We start from the raw sequence: 22,884 nt of genomic DNA, 5'->3' as shown, positions 1-22,884 counted from the left end.
TCAGATCCAATGTAGGCCGCTACATGTGCGCGGGCACCCCGGTCAGCGCCGTCACCACGGGGTCGAGTGCCTGGTTGATCTCGTCGCCCACCGACCGGAAGAAGGGCAGGGGCGCCCCGTACGGGTCGTACACCTCGTCGGCCTCCACGTTCGGCGCGAGGAGCCAGCCGCGCAGCGCGGCGGCGGCCCGCACCAGGGCGCGGGCCCGCTCCACCACTCCGCCGTCCGGGTCCGGCAGCGTCGTCATGTCTATGGCCCGTACGAGCCGCGTGAACTCCTTGAGCGTGAACGTGCGCAGGCCCGCCGAGTGGCCCATGGAGATGACCTGCGCCCGGTGGTCGCGGGTGGCGGTCAGCACCAGGTCGGCGCGGATGACGTGGTCGTCGAGGAGCTCCCGGCCCATGAAGCCGGTGGGGTCCGCGCCGAAGTCGGCGAGGACCGTCTCGGCGTTGGTCTCCATGGGAGCGCCCTCGTGGCCCCAGGTGCCCGCGCTCTCCACGATCAGGCCGCCGGTGAGGGGGTCGCCGAGGCGGTCGGCCAGGGCATGTCTGGTCAGCCGCTCGGTGATGGGCGAGCGGCACACGTTGCCGGTACTGACGTGGAGGATGCGGAAGGTGTCCGCAGAGCCCGGGAAACCCGCTATGCCACGCCCCGTCTCAGGGGCTGTCAATTCGCCACCTCGAGGTCGGGTACCACCTTGCGCAGCTCGTCCGCGTCGAGTGCGCCCGCGCGGAGCAGCACCGGCACCTTGCCCGTGACGTCGACGATCGACGACGGGACGATGCCGGGGGTCGGGCCGCCGTCCAGGTAGACGGAGACGGAGTCGCCGAGCATCTCCTGCGCGGCGTCGCAGTCCTCGGGGGCGGGGTGTCCCGTGAGGTTGGCCGAGGAGACGGCCATCGGGCCGACCTCGGTGAGCAGCTCGATGGCGACGGGGTGCAGCGGCATGCGGATGGCGACCGTGCCGCGGGTGTCGCCGAGGTCCCACTGCAGGGACGGCTGCTGCTTGGCGATGAGGGTCAGGGCGCCCGGCCAGAAGGCGTCGACGAGCTCCCAGGCCATCTCGGAGAAGTCGGTGACCAGGCCGTGCAGCGTGTTCGGGGAGCCGATCAGGACGGGCGTGGGCATGTTGCGGCCGCGGCCCTTGGCGTCCAGCAGGTCGGCGCACGCCTCCGGGGAGAAGGCGTCGGCGCCGATGCCGTAGACCGTGTCGGTGGGCAGCACGACCAGCTCGCCGCGGCGGACGGCGGACGCGGCCTCGCGCAGACCGGTCGTACGGTCGGTCGCGTCGTTGGTGTCGTATCGCCGTGCCATTAGTCCGGACTCCTCACTGAAAAGCTGACACTGATGATCTGGGTCGTCAGGGCTGTCGTCACGGCATCGCCTTGCGGGCGGTGGCGAAGCGCGGGCGGTTGTTGAGGTCGGGGTGGTCGGCCGCGTCGGCCCAGCCGCGTTCCTCGGTGAAGATCCACGGGACCTGGCCGCCCTGGGTGTCCGCGTGCTCGATGACGACGACTCCCCCGGGCCGCAGCAGCCGGTGCGCGGTGCGCTCGATGCCGCGGATCAGTTCCAGGCCGTCCTCGCCGGAGAAGAGGGCGAGCTCGGGGTCGTAGTCACGGGCTTCGGGGGCGACGTACTCCCACTCGGTGAGCGGGATGTACGGGGGGTTGGAGATCACGAGGTCGACCTGTCCGTCGAGCTCGGGGAAGGCCTCCCTGGCGTCTCCCCGTACGAGCTCGACCCTGGACCCCTCGACGTTCTTCCGCGTCCATTTCAGGGCGTCCTCGGACAGCTCCACGGCGTGCACCCGCGAGCGCGGCACCTCCTGCGCCATGGCGAGGGCGATGGCGCCGGAGCCGGTGCACAGGTCGACGATGAGCGGCTCGACGACGTCCATCGCGCGGACGGCGTCTATGGCCCACCCGACGACGGACTCGGTCTCCGGACGCGGCACGAAGACGCCGGGGCCGACCTGCAGCTCCAGGTACCGGAAGAAGGCCCGTCCCGTGATGTGCTGCAGCGGTTCGCGGGCCTCGCGGCGCGCGACGGTCTCCCAGTAGCGGGCGTCGAAGTCGGAGTCCTTGACGGAGTGCAGCTCGCCCCGCTTCACGCCGTGCACGAAGGCGGCGAGCTCCTCCGCGTCGTTGCGCGGCGAGGGCACGCCGGCGTCGGCCAGCCGCTGGGTGGCCTGGGCCACTTCCGCGAGCAGCAGGTTCACGCTGGTCCTCCGGGGCGGGTCGTACGAGCGGGTGTTCTTACGCGGCGGCGAGCTTGGCGGCGGAGTCGGCGTCGACGCAGGCCTGGATGACCGGGTCGAGTTCGCCGTCGAGCACCTGGTCCAAGTTGTACGCCTTGAAGCCGACGCGGTGGTCCGAGATCCGGTTTTCCGGGAAGTTGTACGTACGGATCTTCTCGGAGCGGTCGACGGTGCGGACCTGGCTGCGGCGGGCGTCCGCGGCCTTGCTCTCCGCCTCCTCCTGGGCCGCCGCGAGGAGCCTGGAGCGCAGAATACGCATCGCCTGCTCCTTGTTCTGGAGCTGGCTCTTCTCGTTCTGGCAGGAGGCGACGACTCCGGTGGGGACGTGCGTGATGCGGACGGCGGAGTCCGTGGTGTTGACGGACTGGCCGCCGGGCCCCGAGGAGCGGTAGACGTCGATGCGCAGGTCGTTGGCGTGGATCTCGACGTCGATCTCCTCGGCCTCGGGCGTCACGAGGACACCGGCCGCGGAGGTGTGGATGCGCCCCTGGGACTCGGTGGAGGGCACGCGCTGCACGCGGTGCACGCCGCCCTCGTACTTCAGCCGCGCCCAGACGCCCTGGCCGGGCTCGGTCGCGCCCTGGCCGCCCTTGGTCTTCACGGCGACCTGGACGTCCTTGTAGCCGCCGAGCTCGGACTCGGTGGCGTCGATGATCTCGGTCTTCCAGCCGATGCGCTCCGCGTACCGCAGGTACATGCGCAGGAGGTCGCCGGCGAACAGGGCGGACTCGTCGCCGCCCGCGCCCGCCTTGATCTCCAGGATGACGTCCTTGTCGTCGGACGGGTCCCGGGGCACGAGCAGCAGCCGCAGCTTCTCGGTGATCTCCTCGCGCTGCCGCTCCAGGTCCTTGACCTCGGCGGCGAAGTCCGGGTCGTCGGCCGCGAACTCGCGCGCGGTCTCGATGTCCTCCCCGGTCTGCTTCCAGGAGCGGTACGTCGCGACGATCGGGGTCAGCTCGGCGTAGCGCTTGTTGAGCTTGCGCGCGTTGGCCTGGTCGGCGTGGACCGACGGGTCCGCGAGCTTCTGTTCGAGATCGGCGTGCTCGCCGATCAGTTCCTCGACCGCCTCGAACATCGGGGGCTCCTGGTCTTCTGCGCGGTGGTTCTCCGCGAATTGGCTGCGGGACGGCAAAAGCGCCGGTCCCGGCCACCCCTTCGTGAGGGCGGCCGACGACCGGCGCAGTGGCTCGCTACTTCTTGGCGGAGCCGGCCTTGCCGAAGCGGGCCTCGAAGCGGGCCACACGGCCACCGGTGTCGAGGATCTTCTGCTTGCCCGTGTAGAACGGGTGGCACTCGGAGCAGACCTCGGCACGGACGGTGCCGCTGGAGATCGTGCTGCGGGTGGTGAACGACGCGCCACAGGTGCAGCTGACCTGCGTCTCGACGTACTCGGGGTGGATGTCGCGCTTCAAGGTGTCTCCTAGTTTCGGGAGGGCGCCGGGTCGTACGTGCGGATTGCTCGTACGTGAACCGGGGCCGACGTACCAGTCTGCCAGGACCGGCCGTATCTCCCAAAACCGGGGTGGAGGCCGATCTATTCCGGGCGGGTGTCGTCCCGGCCCGGATCACCGGTCAGTGGCTCGCAACCACGTCGCCCGCGTCGCCCTTGTCACCGGCGGACTTCTCCGTGGCGGACTTGGGGATGGGCTTGTCGGCCCTGAGCGCGTCCCAGACCTCCTGGTCGGCCTTCTCCAGGGGAAGGACGCGGTTGGGGTCGTTCGGGTCGTACTGGATGGGCAGCGTGACCATCTTCATGTCGCCCGCGCCGATGCCCTTGAGGCCGTTGGCGAAGCTCGCGAGGGACTTGACGTCGTTCAGGTCCGAGTCGGTGGTGACGGCGCTGGTCGCGTCGTCCGCGAGGTCGAACAGCTTCTTCGGGTTGCTGAAGACGCCGACGTCCTTGACCTGGTCGAGGAGGGCCTTGATGAAGGCCTGCTGGAGCTGGATGCGGCCGAGGTCGCTGCCGTCGCCGACGCCGTGCCGGGTGCGGACCAGGCCGAGGGCCTGCTCGCCGTCGAGGGTGTGGGTGCCTGAGTCCAGGTCGAGGTGGCTGTCCTTGTCGTGGATGGCCTTCTTCGTGGTGATGTCGACGCCGCCGAGGGTGTCTATGAGCTTCTTGAAGCCCGTGAAATCGACCTCTACGTAGTGGTCCATCCGGATGCCGGACATCTTCTCGACGGTCTTGACGGCGCAGGCGGGGCCTCCGACCTCGTACGCCGTGTTGAACATCTGCCGCTGCCCGCCGGCCTCGGTCTTGCCGTCCTCGGTCGCGCAGTCGGGCCTGGATATGAGGGTGTCGCGGGGTATGGAGACGACGCTGGCCGTCTTGTGGCCCTTGTAGACGTGGACGATCATCGCCGTGTCCGAGCGGGCGGCGCCCTCGTCCTTGCCGTACTTGGCGTTGTCGCCGGAGCGCGAGTCCGAGCCGAGGACGAGAATGTCCTGGGAGCCGTTGTCGACGTCCATGGGGCGGTCGGTGCCGAGAGCGGCGTTGATGTCGACGCCCTTGATGTTGCCGTTGAGCTTGAAGTACACGTAGCCGAGGCCGGTGCCTCCGAGGACGGCCACACCGGCGGCGGTCCAGGCGGTGACGACGAGCACCTTCTTGCGCGTACTGCGCGGCTTGCGGCGGCGGCCCCGCTTGCCGCGCTTCGGCGCGTCGGCGGCCATGCTGTCGTCGGTCATGCGCTCCTCAGTCCCGTCGGTCGGCTACCCCCTGTTTTCAGGGTCGGATCGGCGTGTCGTGACTAGTCAGACGGCCAAACCGTCTGAAGGGTTGCACAGCGCGTTGTGCGCGCCCCCGGCACCGTTGGTGACCGACCGTGTACCGCCACCCCACGAATTCAGGCCTCACCTGCGGCTTTTTACGCCACCGGACTACCGCCCGTGACCGTGAGAATCTCTTATGCGTGTGGCCAAGGTCTCTCCCCGGACGCATTCCGTACCAAAAGGGCCGCCCCGTCACAGCTGTGACGGGGCGGCCCTGTGGACTGCTGAGGACGACTAGTCGTTGCCGTTGCCCGGCGTCGGGGTCGTCTTCTGGATCTGCAGCAGGAACTCGGCGTTCGACTTCGTCTGCTTCATCTTGTCCAGGAGCAGCTCGATCGCCTGCTGCTGGTCGAGCGCGTGCAGCACACGGCGCAGCTTCCAGGTGATGGCGAGCTCGTCGGAGCCGAGCAGGATCTCTTCCTTGCGGGTGCTGGACGAGTCGACGTCCACCGCCGGGAAGATCCGCTTGTCGGAGAGCTTGCGGTCCAGCTTGAGCTCGAGGTTGCCGGTGCCCTTGAACTCCTCGAAGATCACCTCGTCCATGCGCGAGCCGGTGTCGACGAGCGCGGTGGCCATGATGGTCAGCGAGCCGCCGTCCTCGATGTTGCGCGCGGCACCGAAGAAGCGCTTCGGCGGGTAGAGCGCGGTCGAGTCGACACCACCGGACAGGATGCGGCCGGAGGCCGGGGCGGCGAGGTTGTACGCACGGCCCAGACGCGTGATCGAGTCGAGCAGCACGACGACGTCGTGGCCCAGCTCCACCAGGCGCTTGGCGCGCTCGATGGCGAGCTCGGCGACCGTGGTGTGGTCCTCGGCGGGGCGGTCGAAGGTCGAGGAGATGACCTCGCCCTTCACCGACCGCTGCATGTCGGTGACCTCTTCCGGACGCTCGTCGACCAGGACGACCATCAGGTGGCACTCGGGGTTGTTGTGCGTGATCGCGTTGGCGATCGCCTGCATGATCATGGTCTTGCCGGTCTTCGGCGGGGCCACGATCAGACCGCGCTGCCCCTTACCGATGGGCGCGACGAGGTCGATGATGCGGGTGGTGAGGATGCCGGGGTCCGTCTCCAGGCGGAGGCGGTCCTGCGGGTACAGCGGGGTCAGCTTGTTGAACTCCGGTCGCCCGCGCCCGGATTCGGGCGCCATGCCGTTGACCGAGTCGAGGCGTACGAGCGCGTTGAACTTCTCGCGGCGCTCGCCGTCCTTGGGCTGACGGACCGCGCCGGTGACGTGGTCGCCCTTGCGCAGGCCGTTCTTGCGGACCTGGGCCAGCGACACGTACACGTCGTTGGGTCCCGGGAGGTAGCCCGACGTACGGATGAACGCGTAGTTGTCGAGGATGTCCAGGATGCCCGCGACGGGGATCAGGACGTCGTCGTCGGAGACCTGCGGCTCGTTGCCGAAGCCCTGCTCGTCGCGGCCGCGACGGCCACGGCGGTCGCGGTAGCGCCCGCGGCGTCCGCGACGCCCGCCCTCGAAGTCGTCGTCGTCCTGCGGACCGTTGTCGCGCTGCTGACGGTCCTGGCGGTCCTGCCGGTCCTGACGGCCGCCACCCTGCTGCTGGCGGTCCTGGCGGTCCTGACGGCCGCCGCCCTGCTGGTCGTCGCCCTTGTTGCCGCGGCGGTCGCGGTCGCGGTCACGGCTGCGGCCCTGACGGTCGCGGCGCTCGCGACGGCCGTCGCCGCCGTTGTCGCCGGAGGCGTCGTTGCCCTTGTCGCCCTTGGCGCCCTTGTCGTCGGACGCGTCGCCCGCGGCCTCGCCCTTCGCCTCGGCGGCGACCGTCTCCGGGCTGCCCGCGTCGGCGGTGGCACGGCGCCTGCGGCGCTCGGCCGGCGGCTGGTCCTCGGCGCCGCGCTCGCCCTCGCTCGCGCGGGCGGGGCCGCCGGCGGGCTGACCGGGGATGTCGATCTGCTGCTGGGCGGCGGACTTGTCGGCCTTGCCCTCGGACTTGCCGCTCGCGGCCTTGGCCGGGGCGCTCGCCTTGGCGGCGGGCTCGGCGTCGTCACCCGTGCGGGCCTTCGAGGTGGCACGGCGCTTGGGCTTGGTCTCGGTGGTGTCCCCCGAGGAGGCGGCGCTCTTCGCCGGGGCTCCGCCCCCTGCCTGCGCCTCCTTGATGACCTCGATCAGCTGGCTCTTGCGCATGCGCCCGGTGCCCTTGATCCCAAGGCCCGATGCGACCTGCTGCAGTTCCGCCAGCACCATGCCCTCGAGGCCGGTGCCGCGGCGCCGCCTCGACCCGGCCGAAGCACCGGTGGCAGGCGCCGCGGAGGCGTCCGTGGCGGGCGTGTCGGCAGTCACGCCCATCAGATCGGTGGTGTCGCTCACGAAGGGTCCTTCCCTGGAGCGGACGTCGGCCTGTCTGGCTCGGCGACCGGTTGTGCTGTCCGGCGGTCGGTCCTTGCATTCTGTGGGCCGTGCCGGGGCGGTGGTCCGCCAACGCGGCGGAAGAATTCATTGGTGATGGCGATTCCCGGTGCGGTGCCACTGAAGTGCGGTGTCACCCGGCTCGGTCACGCCGGTTCCGGAGCGTGCTCAGGACCGCTCAGTGCGGGGCACGAAGCAGTTTGGGAGGCTCCCGGAAGAATGGTTGTCCCGGACGGGGACACAAAGCACCTCGCCATGGTGAGGTCGGGTGCAGACTTGAGATTAACACTACCGGATCCAACAAACATTCCCCCTCTCAGGATCGGGACACCCCGAATCCCTTCGTTCGCTGCGTCAGGGCGCGAGCGGCAGCACGCTCGCTCCCGAGGCGTCGAGCTCCAGGCGGTTGGCCGCCCAGCCCTCTCCAGCCAGTCGTGCGACCTTGTCGGCCGCACTGTCTTCGGCCAGCGCGAGGACCGTGGGCCCCGCGCCGGAGATCACCGCGGGCACGCCGTCGGCGCGCAGCCGTTCCACCAGGGCGGCGCTCTCCGGCATGGCGGGAGAGCGGTACTCCTGGTGCAGACGGTCCTCGGTGGCGGGCAGCAGCAGCTCGGGGCGCCTGGTCAGGGCCTCGACGAGCAGGGCCGCACGGCCCGCGTTGGCGGCCGCGTCGACGTGCGGGACGGTGCGCGGGAGCAGGCCGCGGGCCGTCTCGGTGAGGACGGGCTTTCCGGGGACGAAAACCACCGGAACGATGGAATCGACGGGTTCCATCCTGATCGCGCGGGCGGTGCCCCCGTCCATCCAGGAGAGCGTGAAACCGCCGAGAAGACACGCGGCGACATTGTCCGGATGGCCCTCGATCTCGGTGGCCAGTTCCAGCAGCGCGGCGTCGTCGAGCCTGGCCTCGCCGCCTATCGTCACGGCGCGCGCGGCGACGATGCCCGCGCAGATGGCGGCGGACGACGAGCCGAGGCCGCGGCCGTGCGGAATGCGGTTGGCGCAGACGATCTCAAGGCCGCGCGGCTGTCCGCCGAGCAGGTCGAAGGCGGTGCGCAGGGAACGTACCAACAGATGTGACTCGTCGCGCGGGAGGGTTTCGCTGCCCTCGCCGGCGATGTCGATGTTCAGGCCGGAGTCGGCCACCCGGACGACGACGTCGTCGTACAGCCCCAGCGACAGGCCCAGGGCGTCGAAGCCCGGACCGAGGTTGGCGCTGGTGGCGGGGGTGCGCACCCGGACGGCGGCGGCGCGGAACGCGGGACCGGCCATCGCTCGATGACTCTCCTTGAGCTGCGTGTTTTTGAGGCTGCGTATTTTCGGTACGTGCCACGTGTACGGAACACCCGAAGGCCGCGAACAACGGCGGCACCGCGGCATATGCGGCGGGGCGGGTTCGGTACAGCCTATCGAAGGAAGGTTCTGTGGCGACATAGGGCGCACAGGAGGCGCACGATGCGTGTCGTAAGCCCCCTGTGCCACCCCCTGTACAGGGTCGCGGGTTTCGTCAGCCCACGTGGTTACGCGAGGCCGAGGCGCTCGGCCGCGGCGGCCGCGTCGACCGGGACGGTGACCGGCTGCGGAGCGCCCGCGACGGCCCAGTCCGGGTCCTTCAGGCCGTTGCCCGTGACGGTGCAGACGATCTTCTGGCCCTTGTCGACCTTGCCCTGCTCGGCGGCCTTCAGCAGACCGGCGACCGAGGCGGCCGACGCGGGCTCCACGAAGACACCCTCCTGGGACGCCAACAGCTTGTAGGCGCGCAGGATCTCACGGTCCGTCACCTCGTCGATGAAGCCGTCCGACTCGTCGCGCGCGGCGAGCGCGTGCTGCCACGACGCGGGGTTGCCGATGCGAATCGCGGTGGCGATCGTCGAGGGGTCCTTGACGACCTCGCCGCGCACGATGGGCGCGGAGCCGGAGGCCTGGAAGCCCCACATCCGGGGGGTACGGGTCGACACCGCGTCGGCCGCGTACTCCTTGTAGCCCTTCCAGTAAGCCGTGATGTTGCCGGCGTTGCCGACGGGAAGGACGTGGATGTCCGGGGCATCGCCGAGCGCGTCGACGATCTCGAACGAGGCGGTCTTCTGGCCCTCGATCCGGAACGGGTTCACCGAATTGACCAGCGCCACCGGGTAGTTCTCCGACAGAGCTCGAGCGAGGTTCAAGCAGTCGTCGAAGTTGCCGTCGACCTGGAGGATCTTCGAGCCGTAGACGAGCGCCTGGCCCATCTTGCCGAGCGCGATCTTGCCCTGCGGCACGAGGACCGCGCAGACCATTCCGGCGCGTACGGCATAGGCGGCCGCGGACGCCGAGGTGTTGCCGGTGGAGGCGCAGATGACGGCCTTCGCGCCCTCCTCCTTGGCCTTGGTGATCGCCATGGTCATGCCGCGGTCCTTGAAGGACCCCGTGGGGTTGGCGCCCTCGACCTTGAGGTGGACCTCGCAGCCCGTGCGCTCGGAGAGCACCTGTGCCGGTACGAGCGGCGTGCCGCCCTCCCGGAGCGTCACGACCGGCGTGGTGTCGGAGACCGGAAGACGGTCCCGGTACTCCTCGATGATTCCGCGCCACTGGTGGGTCATTGCTGCTTACTCCCCTTCAACCCGCATGATGCTGGCGACACCACGCACGGTGTCGAGATTGCGCAGCGCCTCGACGGTACCGCTGAGGGCGGCGTCGGGCGCGCGGTGGGTGACGACGACGAGGGAGGCCTCGCCGTCCTTGCCCGTCTGACGGACCGTATCGATCGATACGCCGTGTTCGGCGAAGACCGTCGCGACCTGGGCGAGCACGCCCGGCTTGTCGGCCACGTCGAGGCTGATGTGGTAGCGCGTGACGACCTCGCCCATGGAGCTCACGGGCAGCTGGGTGTACGCGGAGTCGCCGGGCCCGGTGGCTTCGGCGAGCTTGTTGCGGCAGACGGCGACGAGGTCGCCGAGGACGGCGGACGCGGTGGGCGAGCCACCCGCGCCGGGCCCGTAGAACATGAGCTGCCCGGCGGCCTCGGCCTCGACGAAGACGGCGTTGTAGGCGCCGCGCACCGATGCCAGCGGGTGGCTGAGCGGAATCATCGCGGGGTGCACGCGCGCGGTGACGGACTCGCCGTCGGCGGCCCGCTCGCAGATGGCGAGCAGTTTGATGGTGCAGCCCATGCGTTTGGCGGAGGCGAAGTCGGCGGCGGTGACCTCTGTCATGCCCTCGCGGTACACGTCGTCGAGGCGCACGCGCGTGTGGAAGCCGATTCCGGCGAGGATCGCGGCCTTGGCGGCGGCGTCGAACCCTTCGACATCGGCGGTCGGGTCGGCTTCCGCGTACCCCAGCGCGGTGGCCTCGTCGAGGGCTTCCTGATAGCCCGCCCCCGTCGTGTCCATCGCGTCGAGGATGAAGTTCGTCGTCCCGTTCACGATGCCGAGGACGCGGTTGACCTTGTCGCCCGCGAGGGACTCGCGCAGCGGCCGGATGAGCGGAATGGCACCGGCGACGGCGGCCTCGTAGTACAGATCACGCCCGTGCTCGACGGCGGTCTCGTGCAGCGCGGCGCCGTCCTGGGCGATGAGCGCCTTGTTCGCGGAGACGACGGAGGCGCCGTGCTCGAAGGCGGTGGTGATGAGGGTGCGGGCGGGCTCGATGCCGCCGATCACCTCGACGATCACGTCGATGTCCCCGCGCTTGACCAGGGCGGTCGCATCCGTGGTGATGAGCGAAGGATCGATTCCCTCGCGCACCTTGGAGGGGCGGCGGACGGCGACCCCGGCGAGCTCCACCGGGGCGCCGATCCTGGCTGTGAGGTCGTCGGCGTGCGTCGTCATGATGCGCGCCACCTCTGAGCCGACAACCCCACAGCCCAGCAGCGCCACCTTCAGCGGACGCGTACGCATCATCCGACCTCACTTCTCATACATCTACGGTGGGACCAGTCTCACCCACCGGAACGGACTTTCTGTCCATCGTCCGGATCCTGAGACATCTATTTCATCTTTTGCGTCATCCGACGTCGAGACGCAGGAGATCTTCCTCCGTCTCACGCCGGACGATCACCCGCGCCCCGCCGTCGCGCACGGCGACGACGGGCGGGCGAAGTGCGTGGTTGTAGTTGCTCGCCATGGAGCGGCAGTACGCGCCGGTCGCGGGCACGGCGATCAGATCACCGGGCGCGAGGTCCGCCGGAAGGAAAGCATCTCGTACGACGATGTCACCACTCTCGCAGTGCTTGCCCACGACACGCACCAGGACGGGGTCGGCGTCGGAGGAGCGGGAGACGAGCGCGACGGTGTATTCGGCGTCGTACAGCGCGGTGCGGATGTTGTCGGACATGCCTCCGTCCACGGAGACGTAGGTGCGGAGTCCTTCGAGGGGCTTGACGGTGCCGACCTCGTAGAGCGTGAAGGCGGTGGGCCCGACGATGGCGCGCCCCGGCTCGACGGAGATCCGGGGCGTCCGCAGCTTCGCCGCCGCGCACTCCCGGGTCACGATCTCGTTCAGCGCCGTGGCGATCTCGTGCGGCTCGCGGGGGTCGTCGTCGGAGGTGTAGGCGATGCCGAGCCCGCCGCCGAGGTCGATCTCGGGCAGCTCGACGCCGTGCTCGTCGCGCACCTCGGCGAGCAGCTGCACGACGCGGCGGGCGGAGACCTCAAAGCCGGCCATGTCGAAGATCTGCGAGCCGATGTGGGAGTGGATGCCGATGAGTTCGAGCGAATCGAGCTTCAGCACGCGCCGCACGGCCTCGGCGGCCTGCCCGCCCGCGAGCGCGATGCCGAACTTCTGGTCCTCGTGCGCGGTGGCGATGAACTCGTGGGTGTGCGCCTCGACGCCCACGGTCACGCGGATCTGCACGCGCTGCCGCTTGCCGAGCCGCTCGGCGATGTGCGCGACGCGGACGATCTCCTGGAAGGAGTCGAGCACGATGCGGCCGACGCCGACGGCGACGGCCCGCTCGATCTCTTCGGGGGTCTTGTTGTTCCCGTGGAACGCGATGCGCTCGGTGGGCATCCCGGCGTCGATGGCGGTGGCGAGCTCGCCCCCGCTGCACACGTCGAGGTTGAGCCCCTCCTCGTGCAGCCACCGCACGACGGCGCGGGACAGGAACGCCTTGCCGGCGTAGAACACATCGGCCTCGCTGCCGAAGGCGTCACGCCAGGCCTGGCACCGGGCGCGGAAGTCGGCCTCGTCGATGAAGTACGCGGGCGTACCGAACTCCTCGGCGAGCCGCGTCACGTCGATCCCGCCCATGCGCACGCCCCCCTCGGGGTCACGGGTGACGGTGCGGGACCAGACCTTGGGGTCCAGCGCGTTGAGATCGGCGGGCGGCGCGCTGTAGTGCCCTTCGGGGAGCACGTCGGCGTGGCGGGGGCCTGCGGGGTGGGCGGAACGGCTCATGGGTGTGGTGTCTCGTCTCTTGCGGAGGTGACGGCCGTGGTGGGGGGACGCGATCGCGGAAGGATCGGCTGCGGACGCGGGTGCGGGTCCGGTTGCGGGTGCCCGAGGCGGGCCCCCGGTGCGCGCACGTTCTCGCCTGCGCGCGCCGTCTCGCTCGCGCGCCCCGTCTCGCTCGCGCGCTCCTTCTCGCTTGCGTTCTCACTCACGGATGTCACTGGAATTCGGGTGCGTTGATGCCGAGCAGGGACAGGCCACCGGCGAGCACCGTCCCGGCGGCTTCGGCGAGGGCCAGCCGGGCACGGTGGGCGGCCGAGGGTTTCTCGTCACCGCGCGGCAGGACGGCTCCCTGCGGGTCGCTCTGAAAGGCCAGGAACGCGTCGGCGATGACGACGAGCTGCCTGGCGAGTCGGTCCGGGGCGCGGTGGCGCCCTGCGGAGGCGAGGGTGGCGGGGTAGTCGCCCAGGAGGGTGAGGAGGGCGTCGCCGAGGGCCGAGGGGGTGACACCCGGGTCGCTCTGCGGCTGGGCGTCGAAGCCCAGCTCGGCGGCGTTGCGGGTGAGGGCGCGGGAGCGGGCGTAGGCGTACCGGACGCGGAAGAGCGGATTGCTCTCCCGCTGTACGAGGTGGTCGTCGCCGCCCTGCGCCGGGGTGACGCGGGGGTGGTCGTGCGGGGCGGGGTGGAGCAGTGCCCAGCGGGCGGCGTCGCGGCCGAGGCGGAGGACCGCGTCGGCGGGGGCGGGGGCCGGGACGGGGCGAAGGGTGGGGAGGGGCTCGGGGGGCCGGCCGTACGCGTCGATGCGTACGTCGAGGGCGTCCGTCCACGCCGGGTCGGTCTCGCCGTCGCACGTCACGCGGACGAGGACGCCCTGCGAGCGCAGGACGCGGCGGGCGCTGTCGGCGAGGACGGCGGCCCGGAGCTCGCGGGGCACGTGGATCTGGGCGAGGCCGCCGGTGTCGGGGTGGACGTGGCCGTAGCAGCGGCCGCGCTCGCGGATCTCGCGCACGAGGGCGGCGGAGCCGGCGCGGGCGCGGGCATCGGTGAGCGTGATGTTGAGGAACCCGGGCCCGGTGATGTCGACACCGGCGATGCCGGGCTCGGCGGCGAGCCGCGACGACAAGACGTCGGCGACGTCACGCGGCGTGCGTCCGGCGGCGCGGGCGACCTGGAGGGCGACGTTGGTGGCGAAGTCTCCGCGTCCCCCGGGCCGGGGCCGCTCGACCCGCACGTTCCCCGCCTCCACGGGCGCGATCACGTCCCCGCTGAGCTCCCCGGCATCGACGGCATGACGCATGGCGCGCAGCACGGTGCGGGAGAGCTCGACGGGGGTCACGGGTCCAGCGTATGGGAGGAGGGGGGTGGGTGGGCGACTCGGTTTCGGGGATGGTCCGGGATGTGGACGGGGGCGGCGACCCGGCTGCGGCTACGGGGCTGCCGACACAACTACGGGGTTGCGTCCGACCAGGCCACCACACCGGTCGACGCGTCCGTACGCACTACTGGGTACTGCCTACTGGTCTGATGGGGACTGGCTACTGGTCCGATGGGTAGTGCCTACTGCTCCGACGCCCCACACCCCGCACCACCGCGACGAGGATCACGTCCAGCCGTGACGCCCTCACGCACTCTTTCCCCACCGGAGTCGGGGTCACCTTCTCCTTCGGCCTCCGACTCCCCCTCCCCCATGCCGCCCCGTTCCCCTTTGCCCTCCGTTCCACCCTCCGCCGAGGTCAACTGGCGGACGATGCCGACGAGTTCGTTCGGTTCGAAAGGCTTGGCGAGGAAGGCGTCGACACCGACATCGAGGCCGCTCTCGACCTCGTACTGCGTGCACGCGCTGATGAGGACGATGGGGAGGTCACGGGTCCGTGCGTCGGACCGCAGCCGCGCCGCGGTCCGCAGCCCGTCGAGCCGGGGCATCACGACGTCGAGGGTGACCACATCGGGCTGGACCTGCTGCACGACGTCCAGGCATTCGACACCATCGGCCGCGGTCACGACCTCGAAGCCCTCCAGCTCGAGGTTGACCCTGATCAGCTGCCGGATGACCTTGTTGTCGTCCACAACAAGCACGCGGCCGGGCACGCCTGGCACAACTCGAGAGTAGGTCCGCGCCCACCACCGCGTCCCGGTTTTCCCTACTTCCGCCCCGTGCGGCCCGCCCGGCCACCGCTCCCCTCCCCCGCGGAACGACCCCGCCCACGGCCCGCCCCGGAACCAGGGAAATACCTGTTCATGGCGAGCCCCGGAGAGCTGGTAGGGTTCTACCCGTCACCGCGCAAGCCGCGCTGATACGCCCCCGTAGCTCAGGGGATAGAGCAACGGCCTCCGGAGCCGTGTGCGCAGGTTCGAATCCTGCCGGGGGCACCTTCGATTAGGTGCCCAAAGACCCCGTCACCAGCGGAAACGCTGATGCCGGGGTCTTCGCGTATGTGCGGGCGTGTGCGGGCATGTCCGGCCTGATGCGGCCGTGCGTCGAGGCCGCCCCCGTTTCGAGGAGACCCGTACGCGGAGTTGCGAAGGTTTGCGACGCGCTCGTTTGCGCTGCTCGTCCCGCAGGGGTTCCAGGGGTGAGATCCGCGTTCGGGGCCGCGTGCAGGAACCCTCGCGTCGGAAAGGGGTGGTGGAGCCTTCCCCCTGCGGGGTGGTGGGCGCACGCTTGGTGCGGGGCAGAGGGGGCGAGCGTACGAGTGAAAGGGTTGAGGATGATCCGAGCGTGCCTGTCCAGTGAGGCCGTGCCCCCCAAGGAGCGGTTCGACTGGTGGTTCGGGCTGAAGTCCGCGTCGCCGATCGCGACGACGTTGCACAGTGACTTCACCGATGATTTCCCCGTCGCCGTCGATCATGTGGATCTGGGGGCCGCGACGCTGACCACCATGGCGTATCCGTCGGCCGAGGTGCGTCGGACGGCTCGGCACATTCGTAGAGGGGATCCTGGGAGTCTGCAGGTTTCTCTGACTCTGCAGGGGCTCAGCGGCTTCGAGCAGGCCGGGCGGAACGTGCAGTTCGGGGCGGGGAACTTCCTGCTGTACGAGTCTTCTTCGCCCTTCGAGGGGTGGATGCGGCGGCAGGACGAGAGTGGTGAGAGCGGCGCTGCCACTCGGAGCATCGTGGCCACGTTGCCCATGCACCTGCTGCCGTTCCCGGCCGACCGCCTCCCCGACCTCGTCTCCCGACCCCTGTCCGGTCGTGAGGGGTTCGGTTCACTGCTCTCGGTCTTCATGCGTCAGGTCGTCGATGATCCGGGGCAGTTCGGGGACACGCCCGCGGCCGCCGACCGGCTCACCCATACGCTCGTCGACCTCGTGGGGCACCTTGCCGCCCAATATGTCGACGTCGAGCGCTCGTTACCGGCCGAGAGCCGTACACGCGCCCTGTTGCTGCGGGTGCAGAGCCATGTCCGAAGGCATCTGCGCGATCCCGGACTGAGTCCCGACAGCATCGCCGCCGCGCATCACATCTCCACGCGGTACCTGCACCGGCTCTTCCAGGAGCAGGGGCTGACCGTCTCCTCCTGGATACGGCAGCTGCGCCTCGAACGCTGCCGTCGGGCGCTGGCCAATCCCGCCCTCGCCACCGTGCCCGTCGGCGCCATCGCCGCCCGCTGGGGGTTCACGCGGCCCGCTGTCTTCACCCGCGCGTTCCGTGCCGCGTACGGGCTCACCCCCAGCGAAGTCCGCGCACGCACGGTGCTCAGCGGCGGGAGTGCGCTGGCGGTCAACAAGAGTGCGCCCTTGGTCAACGACGCCGAGTGAGCGGTCGGGAAGACTTTGGGGCGGCGGCGAGAACGGGGGTTCGCCGCCAGTGTCCGCCACTGCGCCCGAAGGAACGGGGGAGGGCGTAGGGGCGCGTACACCTGATGAGGCGGTGTGCCGGCCGACGACGTGTGCGAGTGCGTGCGTTGCAAGTGTCGTGTGCGTTGCATGTGTCGCGTGCGTGCTTGTGTTGCGTGCGGTGCGTGCGTGCGTCGGGGCCGGCATGCCGCTCGGGGCGCCGGGTCTGCCCGGGGGGCTATGTGACGGGGCGCCGGCGCCCTCCCCTCCCTGCTCCCTGCTCCCTGCTCCCTGCTCCCTGCTCCCTGCCGTGACCGTGTGTGACGTCCGGCCGTCCGACCGTGCATCCACATCATGTTGATCCTGTGCATCTTTGCCGTCGGCACCATGGAACCCGGACGAGGCCACCCATCTTGCGAGGTGGCGGGCGCGGGGCGCGTGATAGCACGGAGCGATCATCGTCGAGGGAGGGTACGGACCCCGTGGGCATCTTCAGCCGTCGCCAGACCGCCACCATCGAGCCGACGTGGGCCGGCGGCACCGGCTCGTCCGGCACGTACGCCTCCGCCGGCGGTGTCGCGCTCGACTCCGCGCTGCGCGGCCTGACGGGGCAGTGGACCATCGACGGTCCGCACAGCCGCGTCGGCTTCTCCGTGCGGCACGCCATGGTGACGACCGTCCGGGGCGCCTTCGCCGACTACGACAGCACGCTGTACTTCGACGGCGACCGGCCCTCCGCGTCGCGGGCCGAGATCGTCATCCGGGTCGCCAGCGTCGACACGGGCGTGGAGCAGCGGGACGCGCACCTCGTCGGCGCCGACTTCTTCGACGCGCGCCGCTTCCCGGAGATGGTGTTCCGCAGCACGTCCACCGTCCACGACGGCGGGGAGAGTTTCCGTATGGCCGGGGACCTGACCATCCGCGACGTCACCCGTCCCGTCGAGCTGCAACTCGACTACCTGGGGTCGGTCGTGGACCCCTTCGGTTTCGAGCGGGTCGGGTTCGACGGCACCACCACCATCGACCGCACCGACTGGGGGCTGGTCTACAACCAGCGCCTCGCGGCGGGCGGCACGATGGTCAGCGAGAAGGTGCGGCTGCAGTTCGACATCTCGGCCATCCGGGCCACGTCATGACGTGACGTCGCTGCCGGTCCGCTCGGGGCGCTCGGCGCGCTCGGTGTGTTCGGACCGCCCGGTGTGCTCGGTGCGCCCGGTGTGCTCGGGGCGCTCGGTGCGCTGTCCGGCCGGCTCCTGCTCCCGCTGCGCGTCCTCGTCCCTCAGCGCCTTCGTCTCGCTCTTGAGGATGCGCAGGGACTTGCCCACCGAGCGGGCGACGTCCGGGAGTCTCTTGGAGCCGAACACCACGACGACCACGAGAAGCACGATCAGTAGGTGCCAGGGCTGCAGGGCGTTGCGGATCATCTGGGCCCTCGTCATTCTTCCGTCAGTGACACTTGCCTTATTGCGCAACTGTACAACCGTTACTCCGGGGTCCGACGCGGGATCGGAGTGCCAGAAGCGCTGTCGCGTAGAGGGCCAGGACCAGGGCCACGAGTGCGTAGTAGAAGGGTGGCAGGGGTGTCATGCCCAGGGGAGGGCCCAGGGGGGAGAGCGGGAGGAGGATGCCTGCGGCTGCCAGGCCCATTGCCGCGTAGGTGACCGGGGTGGCCGTCCTGCCCGGGGCGGTCGTCGCGTACGTCGCGCCGCGCAGGAGCAGCATCGCCAGCGCCTGCGTGAGCAGGTTCTCGGTGAACCAGCCCGCGTGGAACAGCGACTCGTCCTCCGTCCCCGTCGGGCCCGGTGCCGCGAGCGCGAGGACCGCGAAGGTCGCCAGGTCCGCCGCCGCGTTGAGCACGCCGAAGCCCGTGATGAGGCGGAGGAAGGCGCGGGGGCGCAGGACGGTGGGGCGGCGCAGGGCGGTGGGGGCGGGGCGTTCGTGGGCGAAGGCGAGTTGGGCCGCGTCGAAACAGAGGTTCTGGACCAGTACCTGGGCCGGGAGCATCGGCAGGAAGGGCAGGAGCAGGCCCGCGGTGAGCATCGCTATGACGTTGCCGAGGTTGGAGGAGAGCGTGATGCGCAGGTACGTGGCTATGTTCGCGCCGCTGCTCCGGCCCGCGGTGACGGCGCGCTCGATCGTGGCGAGGCCGTCCACCACGCCACTGGGCAGGGGGCCCGCCACGCCGCCCGTTGGACCTTCCGTTGGGCCGCCCGTTGGACCTTCCGCTTCGGAGTCGGAGTGGGGGGTCGTGGTGTGTGGAGTGCCGTACGGCGTGTGCGGAGTGCCGTACGGCGTTTGCTGCGGCAGCACCACGTCCGCCGCCTCCCTCGCCACCGGCACCGCGTCGTGCGGAGCCAGGCCCACGTCGGCCGCGTGCAGGGCCGGCAGGTCGTTGACGCCGTCGCCGAGGAAGCCCGTGGTGTGGCCGTGGGCTCGCAGGGCCGCTACGACGCGGGCCTTGTGGTCGGGCGTGCAGCCGGCGAAGACCGTGGTGCGGTGCGCCAGTTCCGCCAGGGCTGCGACGTCGGCGGGAGGGAGGGCGTCTATGTCCTCGGCCGTACGGATGGCGTCGGGGGCGAGGGGAAGGTCCAGGTCTCGGCAGACGCGTGCGGCCGTGCCCGGGTGGTCGCCGGTGAGGATCTTGACCGTGACGCCTCGGTCGGCGAGCGCGCGCAGGGCGGGACCGGCTGCCGGGTCCGGGGCGTCGCGGAAGGTGACGAACCCGACGAAGGTGAGTCCGTGCGGGTCGGTCGGGGGGTGGGTGGTTGGGGGGTGGGTGGTTGGGGGGTGGGTGGTTGGGGTCCGGTTGGTCGGAGGCTGGTCGGTCGGGGGCCAGTCCGTGGGGGGCGGGTCGGTCGGGGGGCGGTTGGCCGCGGTCCCGTCGGTCGGGGTCCGGTCAGCCCTCACGGCGTCGGTGGCCGGGCGAGTGCCGTCAGTCGGAGGGTGGTTGGCCCCGGGCCGGTCGGTCGAGGACCGGTCAGCCCTCACGGCGTCGGTGGCCGGGCGAGTGCCGTCAGTCGGAGGGTGGTTGGCCCCGGGCCGGTCGGTCGAGGACCGGTCAGCCCGCGCGGCGTCGGTGGCCGGGCGAGTGCCGTCGGTCAGGGGGTGGTTGGCCCCGGGCCGGTCGGTCGAGGACCGGTCAGCCCGCGCGGCGTCGGTGGCCGGGCGAGTGCCATCGGTCACGGGGCGGTTGACCCCGGGCCGGTCGGTCGAGGGGCGGTTGGCCGCGATGCCGTCGGTCGAGGACCGGTCAGCCCGCGCGGCGTCGGTGGCCGGGCGAGTGCCGTCGGTCAGGGGGTGGTTGGCCCCGGGCCGGTTGGTTGAGGGGCGGGCGGCTCGCTTCGCGTTGTGGGGCGGGCGGGTGTGGTCGGTCGTGGCTACGGCCAGGAGGCGCAGGCCGGTCGCCGCGTGGTGGGACGCCAGGGCATGGAGGCGTGCGCGTTCCTCGTCGGGCAGAGCGCAGAGCTCCAGTACGTTCTCGACGGCACCCTTGACCACCAGCGTGTGGACGCCGAGCCCCGCGCCGGGGCGTGTGACGACCGCGGTGGCGAGGCGGCGTACGGGATCGAAGGGCCGTGCCGTGATGCCTTCGTAGGCGGAGCAGGAGGGCGGGGTGGGGCCGTTGGGAGCCTCTGCCTCGTTCAGGATGGCCTCGTCCAGCGCGTCCGGGGTGGGCAGGTCGGCCAGTTGCAGGGTCCACCACGCGTTCACCGCCGCCCAGTGCAGCGCCTCGGGGGCGTCGCGGCCCGCCGCGTCGAGGCTGCGGTCGACGACGGGGCGGTCCTGCGTGAGCGTGCCGGTCTTGTCCACGCACAGGACGTCCATGGCGCCGAGGTCGTGCAGGGCGGGCAGGCGTCTGACGATCACGCCGTGGGCGCGGGCCAGGTGCGCGGCGCCCCGGGCCAGGCACGTCGTCACGACGACCGGCAGCATCTCCGGCGTGAGTCCCACCGCGACGGCCACGGCGAACGGCAGGGTCTCCAGGCCCCGGCCCCGCAGCGCGGCGTCCGCCACGAACACCAGCGGAGGCGTGAGCAGCATGAAGCGGACGAGGATCCAGGAGATGCCGTGCACGGAGCGGTCGAAGGCGCGGGCCCCTGCCCTCTCGCCGCCGCGAACTCCCCGTGGCGTGTACGTCGTCGTGGCGAAGCGCGTGTGCCGTCCCGTCGCCGTGACCACGGCCGTACCGCTGCCCGCGGTGACGCTGCTGCCCTGGAAGCAGAGGTGGGGGGCGGGTCCGGGTTCGGGTTCGGGTTCGGATCCGGGTTCGCGTCCGGGGCGGGGGCGGGTCGGAGTTGCGGTGTCGGGTGGCGTCCAGGGGTGTTTGTCCGTCGGCGACGACTCGCCCGTCAGCGGTGCCTCGTCGACCGACAGCCCCGTCGCCGTGAGCACCTGCGCGTCCGCCGGGATCACGTCCCCGGGAGCGAGCCGGACGATGTCGCCGGGGACCAGGTCGTCGGCGGGCAGTTCCCGGGACATCGCCCGCTCGTCGGAAGTCGGGCGACGCACGACCGTCGCCGTCGTCGGCACCAGGTCACGCAGAGCCGCCATCGCTCGGTCGGCCCGGTGTTCGCCCGTCGCGCGGAGCGCGCAGCTCACCGCCACCAGGACGGTGATCACGGAGGCCGTGCCCCAGGCCTCCGTGCCGGCCGAGACAAGGCCCAGGCAGAACAGGACCGCGGTGAAGGGGTCACGCAGACCTCGTACGAAACGGCGTGGCCAGGACAGTGGGCGCAGGGCCGGCGGCACGTTCGGACCGTGCCGGGCCAGGCGCGCGTCGGCCTCCTCCTCCGTGAGGCCGCGTGGTCCGGTCTCCAGCGAGCGCAGGACCTGGAGCGTGGTCGGTCCGGACACCGGACCCTCAGGCACCGGTTCCGCGGAACCGGCGGGCCGGAGCGGTGGACGCCCCGGCGCGCGACGCGAGTTGGGTGACCATGAGACGTACGACCGTCACCACGTCGGGGTCGGCGACGAAGTACACCACGCGGCGGCCCTCGCGGCGCGACCCGACGAGCCCGGCCAGTTTCAGCTTGGTGAGGTGCTGGCTCACGGCGGGCAGCGCGCCGCCCACCCGCTCCGCGAGACCGCTCACGTCGCTCTCGCCCTGCGCCAGGGCCCACACGATGTGCAGCCGCGCGGACGAGGCGAGCAGGCCGAAGGCGGCGGCCGCTTCCGTGAGCAGTTCGGGGGGCGGGTCGTCGTGGCCGCCGGCAAGAGAGGGGACAGGGCCGCTCACAGCAGGGCCGCTCACAGCAGGGCCGCTCACGCCGTCCGGTGCCGTCCGTCGGCCTCCCGCTCTCACCACCGTCGCCCTTCTCGTCGTCCTCGACGTACTCGACGTACTCGTCGTCCTCAACGTTCGGCGTCAGTCTAGGTCGGAGCCCGTCGGCCTCCGCCCGCCCCGGGCTCCGCCCCCGGCCTCCCACGCCCCTCCCCCGGTCTTCGGCCCGGCGCACCCCTCGGGCATGCTGACCAATGGCCGATGACCAATGGCCAAGGCCAATGACGTGGGAACAGAACACCCCACTCCGAGATCGCCGCCTCGCGCGGCAGCGAAAGGATGGTCGCGCTCGTGGGCGACTGGATACGTCACTTCCACCCCGCGCCCGCCGCCGGGACCCGCCTCGTCTGCTTCCCGCACGCGGGCGGCTCTGCCAGCGCCTACCACGCGCTGTCGGCCGCCGTCTCCGGCACCGTCGACCCGATGGTCGTGCAGTACCCGGGGCGCCAGGAGCGGCACGGCGAGCCGTTCGCCGAGCGCGCGGACGACGTCGTCGACGCGGTGCTCGCCGCGCTCACCGCGCTCGCCGGGCCGGGTGACGGCACGCCCGTCGCTCTGTTCGGACACAGCATGGGCGCGATCCTCGCCTTCGAGACCGCGCGGCGCATGACGGCCGAGGGACGGCCGCCCGTGACCCTGTTCGTCTCCGGGCGGCAGGCCCCCTCGCTGCCCTTGCGCCCCACGACGACGGGGCGGCCGGTGCACGAGATGTCCGACCGCGAACTCGTGGACGAGATGCGCAGGCTCTCCGGCACCGCGAACGAGCTCCTCTCCTCCCCCGAACTGCTGCCGCTCATCCTGCCGCCGGTACGCGCCGACTACCGGCTCCTCGACGCCCACGTCCACCGCGCCGGGCCCCCGCTCGGCTGCCCGGTCGTCGCGCTGACCGGAGACGCGGACCCCCGCGTCACGGTCGAGGGAGCGCGGGCGTGGGAGAGCGAGACGCGCGGCGACTTCTCCTGCCACGTACTGCCCGGGGGCCACTTCTTCCTCGACGACCACCTGCCGTACGTCGCGGAGGTCGTCGCCTCCTCACCGGCGGGCCGGGGCACGACGGCCTAGGCACG

General features: G+C 71.1%; 19 protein-coding genes and 1 tRNA gene. 4 read left to right on the top strand and 16 right to left on the bottom strand.

The window, feature by feature from the left end; all coding sequences use genetic code 11:
• Positions 1–19: 19 nt before the first annotated feature.
• From AC07DO_RS23585 to AC07DO_RS23525, 13 genes are all read right to left on the bottom strand, one after another.
• Positions 20–670, bottom strand: a complete 651-nt coding sequence (locus AC07DO_RS23585; protein WP_150172254.1) for an arsenate reductase/protein-tyrosine-phosphatase family protein — start codon at positions 668–670, stop codon at positions 20–22.
• Positions 667–1,314: an L-threonylcarbamoyladenylate synthase gene (locus AC07DO_RS23580; RefSeq protein WP_150172252.1), complete on the bottom strand. Its 648-nt coding sequence runs from the start codon at positions 1,312–1,314 to the stop codon at positions 667–669. Before AC07DO_RS23580 ends, AC07DO_RS23585 begins: the two co-directional genes overlap by 4 nt.
• A 58-nt stretch (positions 1,315–1,372) precedes the next feature.
• Complete coding sequence (gene prmC / locus AC07DO_RS23575) at positions 1,373–2,218, bottom strand: peptide chain release factor N(5)-glutamine methyltransferase (protein WP_150186230.1); 846 nt, start codon at positions 2,216–2,218, stop codon at positions 1,373–1,375.
• A 37-nt stretch (positions 2,219–2,255) separates the two neighbouring features.
• On the bottom strand, positions 2,256–3,332 hold the full coding sequence (gene prfA / locus AC07DO_RS23570) for a peptide chain release factor 1 (RefSeq protein ID WP_479062299.1): 1,077 nt from the start codon (positions 3,330–3,332) through the stop codon (positions 2,256–2,258).
• Between the two features lie 115 nt (positions 3,333–3,447).
• Positions 3,448–3,669 (bottom strand): 50S ribosomal protein L31, encoded by a 222-nt coding sequence (gene rpmE, locus AC07DO_RS23565; protein WP_055564417.1) that lies wholly within the window; start codon positions 3,667–3,669, stop codon positions 3,448–3,450.
• A 160-nt stretch (positions 3,670–3,829) separates the two neighbouring features.
• A complete protein-coding gene (locus tag AC07DO_RS23560; RefSeq protein WP_479062297.1) occupies positions 3,830–4,942 on the bottom strand; it encodes an LCP family protein in 1,113 nt (370 codons plus the stop codon).
• 318 nt (positions 4,943–5,260) lie between these two features.
• Positions 5,261–7,354 (bottom strand): transcription termination factor Rho, encoded by a 2,094-nt coding sequence (gene rho, locus AC07DO_RS23555; RefSeq protein WP_479062295.1) that lies wholly within the window; start codon positions 7,352–7,354, stop codon positions 5,261–5,263.
• A 393-nt stretch (positions 7,355–7,747) separates the two neighbouring features.
• On the bottom strand, positions 7,748–8,665 hold the full coding sequence (thrB, locus tag AC07DO_RS23550; protein ID WP_479062293.1) for a homoserine kinase: 918 nt from the start codon (positions 8,663–8,665) through the stop codon (positions 7,748–7,750).
• Positions 8,666–8,913: 248 nt separating this feature from the next.
• Complete coding sequence (thrC, locus tag AC07DO_RS23545; RefSeq protein WP_479062291.1) at positions 8,914–9,972, bottom strand: threonine synthase; 1,059 nt, start codon at positions 9,970–9,972, stop codon at positions 8,914–8,916.
• Between the two features lie 6 nt (positions 9,973–9,978).
• Positions 9,979–11,271 carry a homoserine dehydrogenase gene (locus tag AC07DO_RS23540; RefSeq protein ID WP_479062289.1) on the bottom strand — a complete coding sequence of 431 codons (1,293 nt, stop codon included), beginning with the start codon at positions 11,269–11,271 and terminating at the stop codon, positions 9,979–9,981.
• Positions 11,272–11,374: 103 nt separating this feature from the next.
• Positions 11,375–12,766, bottom strand: coding sequence for a diaminopimelate decarboxylase (gene lysA, locus AC07DO_RS23535; protein ID WP_479062287.1), 1,392 nt, complete (start codon positions 12,764–12,766; stop codon positions 11,375–11,377).
• Between the two features lie 211 nt (positions 12,767–12,977).
• A complete protein-coding gene (nrtL, locus tag AC07DO_RS23530; RefSeq protein ID WP_479062286.1) occupies positions 12,978–14,096 on the bottom strand; it encodes an ArgS-related anticodon-binding protein NrtL in 1,119 nt (372 codons plus the stop codon).
• A gap of 221 nt (positions 14,097–14,317) precedes the next feature.
• Positions 14,318–14,857: a response regulator gene (locus AC07DO_RS23525; protein WP_479062284.1), complete on the bottom strand. Its 540-nt coding sequence runs from the start codon at positions 14,855–14,857 to the stop codon at positions 14,318–14,320.
• 201 nt (positions 14,858–15,058) lie between these two features.
• Here AC07DO_RS23525 and AC07DO_RS23520 point away from each other — a divergent pair.
• From AC07DO_RS23520 to AC07DO_RS23510, 3 genes are all read left to right on the top strand, one after another.
• A tRNA-Arg gene (locus AC07DO_RS23520) sits at positions 15,059–15,130 on the top strand.
• Positions 15,131–15,498: 368 nt separating this feature from the next.
• Positions 15,499–16,518, top strand: a complete 1,020-nt coding sequence (locus AC07DO_RS23515; protein ID WP_479062283.1) for a helix-turn-helix domain-containing protein — start codon at positions 15,499–15,501, stop codon at positions 16,516–16,518.
• A 500-nt stretch (positions 16,519–17,018) separates the two neighbouring features.
• Entirely contained in the window at positions 17,019–17,672 is a 654-nt protein-coding gene (locus tag AC07DO_RS23510; protein ID WP_479062281.1) for a YceI family protein, read from the top strand.
• Here the strand turns inward: AC07DO_RS23510 and tatA are convergent.
• From tatA to AC07DO_RS23495, 3 genes are read right to left on the bottom strand one after another with little or no spacing between them, the layout of a single operon-like run.
• Positions 17,667–17,975, bottom strand: coding sequence for a Sec-independent protein translocase subunit TatA (gene tatA / locus AC07DO_RS23505; RefSeq protein ID WP_479062280.1), 309 nt, complete (start codon positions 17,973–17,975; stop codon positions 17,667–17,669). The two genes, AC07DO_RS23510 and tatA, sit on opposite strands and share 6 nt — an antisense overlap.
• 22 nt (positions 17,976–17,997) lie before the next feature.
• Positions 17,998–21,390, bottom strand: a complete 3,393-nt coding sequence (locus AC07DO_RS23500) for a P-type ATPase actuator domain-containing protein (RefSeq protein ID WP_479062278.1) — start codon at positions 21,388–21,390, stop codon at positions 17,998–18,000.
• Between the two features lie 7 nt (positions 21,391–21,397).
• Positions 21,398–21,772: an ArsR/SmtB family transcription factor gene (locus tag AC07DO_RS23495; RefSeq protein WP_479062276.1), complete on the bottom strand. Its 375-nt coding sequence runs from the start codon at positions 21,770–21,772 to the stop codon at positions 21,398–21,400.
• A gap of 336 nt (positions 21,773–22,108) precedes the next feature.
• Between AC07DO_RS23495 and AC07DO_RS23490 the strand changes: the two genes are divergently transcribed.
• The gene (locus AC07DO_RS23490) at positions 22,109–22,879 is read left to right on the top strand and encodes a thioesterase II family protein (protein WP_479062274.1); all 771 of its coding nucleotides are present in this window, start codon (positions 22,109–22,111) and stop codon (positions 22,877–22,879) included.
• Positions 22,880–22,884: the final 5 nt, after the last annotated feature.

Source organism: Streptomyces sp. NPDC045678, assembly GCF_056432085.1.
This window is presented reverse-complemented; position numbering and strand designations above follow the sequence as displayed.

What these genes read in the sequence shown, in the direction of transcription:
- AC07DO_RS23540 (WP_479062289.1), bottom strand. Translation starts at nt 11,271, where the DNA reads ATGATGCGTACGCGTCCGCTGAAGGTGGCGCTGCTGGGCTGTGGGGTT.
- thrB (WP_479062293.1), bottom strand. Translation starts at nt 8,665, where the DNA reads ATGGCCGGTCCCGCGTTCCGCGCCGCCGCCGTCCGGGTGCGCACCCCC.
- AC07DO_RS23580 (WP_150172252.1), bottom strand. Translation starts at nt 1,314, where the DNA reads ATGGCACGGCGATACGACACCAACGACGCGACCGACCGTACGACCGGT.
- thrC (WP_479062291.1), bottom strand. Translation starts at nt 9,972, where the DNA reads ATGACCCACCAGTGGCGCGGAATCATCGAGGAGTACCGGGACCGTCTT.
- tatA (WP_479062280.1), bottom strand. Translation starts at nt 17,975, where the DNA reads ATGACGAGGGCCCAGATGATCCGCAACGCCCTGCAGCCCTGGCACCTA.
- AC07DO_RS23560 (WP_479062297.1), bottom strand. Translation starts at nt 4,942, where the DNA reads ATGACCGACGACAGCATGGCCGCCGACGCGCCGAAGCGCGGCAAGCGG.
- prfA (WP_479062299.1), bottom strand. Translation starts at nt 3,332, where the DNA reads ATGTTCGAGGCGGTCGAGGAACTGATCGGCGAGCACGCCGATCTCGAA.
- lysA (WP_479062287.1), bottom strand. Translation starts at nt 12,766, where the DNA reads ATGAGCCGTTCCGCCCACCCCGCAGGCCCCCGCCACGCCGACGTGCTC.